This window comes from Halomonas sp. BC04, from assembly GCF_000568385.1.
In genome coordinates, this window is record NZ_AZQX01000221.1 from 1 (window position 1) to 5172 (window position 5172).

General features: G+C 61.6%; 5 protein-coding genes and 2 pseudogenes. 6 read left to right on the top strand and 1 reads right to left on the bottom strand.

The genetic code is table 11. From position 1 onward, the window contains the following. Together Q427_RS32395 and Q427_RS32400 are read left to right on the top strand one after the other, a co-directional pair. Positions 1-427, top strand: a pseudogene (locus Q427_RS32395) (hypothetical protein); the annotation flags it as partial. Next, complete coding sequence (locus Q427_RS32400) at positions 424-684, top strand: hypothetical protein (RefSeq protein ID WP_043515452.1); 261 nt, start codon at positions 424-426, stop codon at positions 682-684. The pseudogene Q427_RS32395 and the gene Q427_RS32400, both read left to right, overlap by 4 nt. Positions 685-1121: 437 nt before the next feature. On the opposite strand, the gene Q427_RS15305 is transcribed toward Q427_RS32400, so the two are convergent. Then, positions 1122-1394 (bottom strand): hypothetical protein, encoded by a 273-nt coding sequence (locus Q427_RS15305; protein WP_043515454.1) that lies wholly within the window; start codon positions 1392-1394, stop codon positions 1122-1124. A 242-nt stretch (positions 1395-1636) separates the two neighbouring features. Here Q427_RS15305 and Q427_RS15310 point away from each other — a divergent pair, with 242 nt between their 5' ends. From Q427_RS15310 to Q427_RS29000, 4 genes and pseudogenes are all read left to right on the top strand, one after another. Beyond that, on the top strand, positions 1637-2266 hold the full coding sequence (locus Q427_RS15310; protein WP_043515456.1) for a glutathione S-transferase family protein: 630 nt from the start codon (positions 1637-1639) through the stop codon (positions 2264-2266). Positions 2267-2427: 161 nt separating this feature from the next. Continuing rightward, positions 2428-3756, top strand: coding sequence for a glycerophosphodiester phosphodiesterase family protein (locus tag Q427_RS15315; protein ID WP_043515459.1), 1329 nt, complete (start codon positions 2428-2430; stop codon positions 3754-3756). Between the two features lie 165 nt (positions 3757-3921). After that, positions 3922-4344: pseudogene (locus Q427_RS36955) on the top strand (LBF_2804 family protein); the annotation flags it as partial. Positions 4345-4435: 91 nt separating this feature from the next. Further along, positions 4436-5056, top strand: coding sequence for an LBF_2804 family protein (locus tag Q427_RS29000; protein WP_051496421.1), 621 nt, complete (start codon positions 4436-4438; stop codon positions 5054-5056). Positions 5057-5172: the final 116 nt, after the last annotated feature.

Consider the following 5172-nt stretch of genomic DNA (forward strand, 5'->3'; position numbering starts at 1 on the left):
AATCCGAACCATGCTGGAAGTCGAGGCCTTTCTCGACATTCATCAGCGCTGGCAGCGCCTGGGCTACCCCTTCGAGCACCTGGTTCCCTCGCTGGCCACCGCGGTGGGCTCGTCCGGGGATCGCCCGGCCGCCCTGGCCGAGCTGATTGGCATCATCCTCAACGACGGTGTGCGGCTGCCGACGCTGCGCATCGACGACCTGCATTTCGCGGCCGATACGCCTTACGAAACCCGCTTCCAGCCCTCCGATCGACTCGCCCGTCAGGTCATGGAACCGGAAGTGGCGGCAACACTACGCGAGACACTTTCCAGTGTGGTGGATGGGGCACCGCCCGGCGACTTCAGGGCAGCTTTACCCTGGAGGATGGGTCCGCCCTGCCCCTGGGCGGCAAGACAGGCACCGGCAACAACCGCTTCGAGACCGTGACCCGAGGCGGCCAGGTCATCGACTCCAGGGCACGCAACCGCACCGCCACCTTCGTTTTCTATCTCGGCGACAACCATTTCGGCACCCTCACCGCCTATGTGGCGGGCAGTGAGTCGGACCGCTTCCGTTTCACCTCGGCGCTACCGGTACAGGTGCTCAAAGGCATGGAGCCGATTCTGCGCCCCCACCTCGAGCCCGGACGAGGCACCTGTGTGCCTGCCGAGGAGCCGCTTGAACTGCATTTCACCGGGGCGTAAGAAGGCGGGTCATGCCCCCGATTCGGCTCCCCCCTTCCTCGGTGCGGAAACTGACACAGCGATAGGAAATACCGAAGAATAGCGATGAACAATAAAAAGCCGGATGCTGACGCACCGGGCCTGAATATGGCAACGAACTCACCTATCGTGCAGAACGGTTAGGGAATCGCTGAACAAATCGCCGAGCGAGATGAAGCGGCTAGATTCGTTCCCTACGAATCAACGCACTTCCCACATCCCTGTGGGTCGCAAGGCGCACGGCGCACAGAACCGAGCGAAGCGACAAACATCCGAAGGATGGCTCCGGAGGAGTGAGAAACCGAAGGTTTCGAGTCAACCGGAGCCTATGGGGTATAGGTGAGGATTCCGACCGGGCTGGCGCACCAGCACCGCGCAACGCAGCGATTCGCTCGCGTAGGCATTTGTGCTGTGATTCCTTAGCGGCAAGGGACGACCTTACGCAGCGTATCTTTCGCCCAGAGCACCTGGCCGTCGGGTGTCTTGCCGTGCTCGTTCCAGCGCTCGGTGATCTCGACGCAGAAGGAGCCGGCATTTTCCGTACGCACGACCGGGTTGGATGGGCGGTCACCGCCGATTCTCAAGAGATCGGGGTTCTCCGTGGTGTAACGCGGAGCAATGGTGGTGTTACTGGCACAACCGGTGACGACGAGAGCCACCAGCAGTATGGGCAAACAGCGGCGCAGCGGCATGTTTACAAACCCTCGGAGATTACGATGATCGCTCCGGCAGACATTGCCGGTAGCGCTAAATAGCATCGCTTTCCTGCTCTGGTCAATCTTTTCCGAACAGTGTTCACCAGGAGCCTGTCGGACTTAACGCTGATCTACTGCGAGATCCGGTCAAATCCGACAGGCTCCTAGGTCCGGATGGCAAGCCCCCCCTGGCTGTGCCAACCTTCCTTGAATCATCAATGGACGGCAAGGAAACGACGATGATCGACCTCTGGACCTGGACTACCCCGAACGGCCGCAAGGTTTCAATCCTGCTGGAAGAGCTCGGCCTGCCCTACCGCGCCCATCCCGTGGATATTACCCAAGGCGAACAGTTCGATCCCGCATTCCTGGCGATAAGCCCAAACAACAAGATCCCGGCGATTCGCGACGATGAGACCGGCATCACGCTGATGGAGTCGGGCGCCATCATGATCTATCTCGCTGAGAAGAGCAGGCGCTTCCTGCCCGATGATCTGGAAAGCCGCCACCGTACATTGGAGTGGCTGATGTGGCAGATGGGCGGTATCGGCCCCATGCTGGGCCAGGCCCACCACTTCCTGCACTTCAACCCGGGGAAGGCGCCCTATGCCGAGGAGCGATTTCACGGCGAGGCACAGCGGCTCTACGGCGTCCTCGACAGACGACTCGGCGAGACACAATACCTTGCCACCGACTATGGCATCGCCGACATGGCCACCTGGCCATGGGTATCCCGCTTCGAGTGGCAGCGCATCGACCTCAACGACTACCCCAACGTGAAACGCTGGTATCAGGAGATAGCCGCCAGGCCGGCGGTGCAACGGGGCTATCACTGCCCGAAGGAAGTCAACGCCATACCGCTGCCCTGATTACGTCGCGCCTGATGGTCTAACCACTCGCAGAGTGCGGCAAAGCTTCTACGCTGATAAAGGTTTCCCCTGACTGTCTTCAGCCCGCCACGGGCTTGTCACGCGCGGCGCTGACAATCGGGGTTTCCCTAACGCTAACAAGGAAGCGAGCGAGAAACGCCATGACCAAAAAAAACCTGACCCTGCTGGGCAGTCTCACTGCTCTGGTACTCTGCCTGGTGCTCGGCTCGGCAACCCACGCCGACGACGCCAATAACCCCGAGTGGGACGACACCCTGATCGCAGCCGCCAAGAACGTGACCCTCGGGCCGCGGCCATTGTTCCTGGTCAACGACATGAGCGAAGAGACCACACGAGAACGGGAACTCAAGTCGAGGCTGATGCGCTGCGCCGCGGAAAACACCGACTGGCAGCCTTCCGAGCTGACCATTGCCCACCGTGGCGCTCCCCTTCAGTTTCCCGAGCATACCCTGGAGTCCTATCTCGCCGGAGCCCAGGGCGGCGCCGGCATCATAGAATGCGATGTGACCTTCACTGCCGACCACGAGCTGGTCTGTCGCCATGGCCAGTGCGACCTGCACTACACCACCAATATCGTCGAGACCGATCTCGTCGAGAAGTGCAGCGTTCCCCCTGAGTTCGACCCCGACAGCGGTGAGCTGACCAATGCCGCCGATATCCAGTGCTGCACCAGCGATATCACCCTGGCCGAATTCCGCACCCTGCAGGGCACCATGGAAGGCGCCAACCGCGAGGCCACCAGCATCGAGGAGTACCTTGACGGCAACCCCCGCTGGCGCTCGGACCTCTACGCCACCCGCGGCACCCTGATGAGCCACGCCGATACCATTGCGCTGTTCAAGGACCTGGGCGTGAAAATGACCCCGGAGCTCAAGGAGCCCAGCGTGGAGATGCCCTTCAACGGCTTCTCTCAGGAAGACTACGCCCAGAAGATGATCGATGAGTACAAGGAGGCCGGAGTCCCCTCCAGCGACGTCTATGCCCAGTCCTTCCTGCTCGACGACGTGTTGTACTGGCTCGAGAACGAGCCCGAATTCGGCGAACAGGCTTACTACCTGGACGGGCGCTACAACGACGAGGGCTTCGACCACGCCGACCCGGACAGCTGGTCGCCTAACATGGAAGCGCTCGTCGAGATGGGCGTACACACCATCGCCCCGCCGACCTGGATGCTACTGGCGTCGAACCCCGACTTCGGCGAAGACGACAGCCGGATCGTCCCTTCGATCTATACCGAGCGTGCCAAGGAAGCGGGACTCGAGCTGATGACATGGACCCTGGAGCGCTCTGGCCCCCTGGCGGCAGGCGGCCAGTGGTACCACAGCACCACCGAGGATGTCATTCGCCGGGAAGGCGACAAGCTGATCACACTGGACGTGCTGGTCCAGGATGCCGGCATCAACGGCATCTTCACCGACTGGCCCGCCACCGTGGCGTTTTACGACAACTGCATGCGGCGCGACGATTAACTCCCCAGGCCACATGCCGCGCCACGGCGCGGCCTGTGGCCTGTGGCCTGCTCTACAGCCTCGCCTCGTAACCGACCTCAACGTCTCGTACCATCCTCATATCTGCGACTACCCTGAGCATCATGATATCGACTCTTGCAGCCACCCGAGGTTGGTCCATCCCCTATGGCAGAAACCGTTTCCTCCCGGGCCCCGGACCAGCAGTACTCGCCGGAACCCAATATCCTCGAACGTCTCGCGGCTGATCATCTTCGCAAGCAGTGCCCCAGAGAGCGCTATCCGCAGCGTGAGCTCCATGGCAAAGAGCTGGCCGCTCTCAGTAGGATAGGACGCCGGACGATAATCTGGTCGGCTATTGCGGGTATCCTCTCGGGGGCCATCATCGGCGGTATGGAATGGTTCATGCGCCAGGGCATGCTCGATGGCATGCAGGACATGACCCTGATGGAGCAGCTCCCCTACTGGGCCGGCTTCTTCGCGGTGTCGGGCGTGGTCAGCGCCGTGGAGATCCTCTTCCTCTATTGGAATGCCCTGCGCGGTGTCGCCCGAACCTGCCGGGTCGCAGGCATCCCCCTTCAGGGCAGTCAGCACGCGCGGCTACTACTGAGCGGCATGGCACGGGTGCACTGGAGTTACCCAGCCCAAGGCACCGCCTCTATGGCATCGACCCCTATGCCAGATGGGCCGCTGGAAGCTGGCGGTCATCTCGGTCATGTACCGCATGAAGGTCGGGGTCAGCAGCTTTATCCTGCGCGTGCTGCTGCGCCGCATCTTCGGCCGCATGGCCCTGCGGGGGCTGCTGCCGCTGGTTACCGGACCGCTCTATGCCATCTGGAACGCCATCATTACCTGGCGCATCATGCGCAAGGCCAAGATCCAGGCCCTCGGCCCCTACACGATAGAAGCCCTGTTACAGCACCTGGAGACCGACCAAGATCGGCTAGGCGGCAGCGCACGAGAAGCGATCCTTCACGGCATGGGTGAGCTGATCATGCGCAATCAGGATGCCCACTCCAACCACGTCTATATGCTCTCCCGCCTGCTCGACGCCTTCGACATCAACGACAGGCAACTGGATATCGACTGGCCCAGCCATCGGCAACAACTCAGCACGCTCAAAGAGGTGGAAACGCAATGGATCCTGGAGATATTGACCGTGGCCACGCTACTGGGGGGCACCTGGCGCGGCAGGCCCAGGCGCTTCCTGCGGGAAGTCCATGAGGCCTGCGGAGCGACGCTCGACGAGGAGCGCCTGAAGGCGCGGCGCCAGCAAATGCTGAAGGGCCGTCAAAATGCCTAGCCCGGAAATTGCACCAGACATGCAAAGAGCGGCTGTAAATCGGTTATGATTCAAGGGCCTAATCCAGAATCAACCGCTACAGCCGCCATGACAAAATGTACCATGCCGACCGCCTC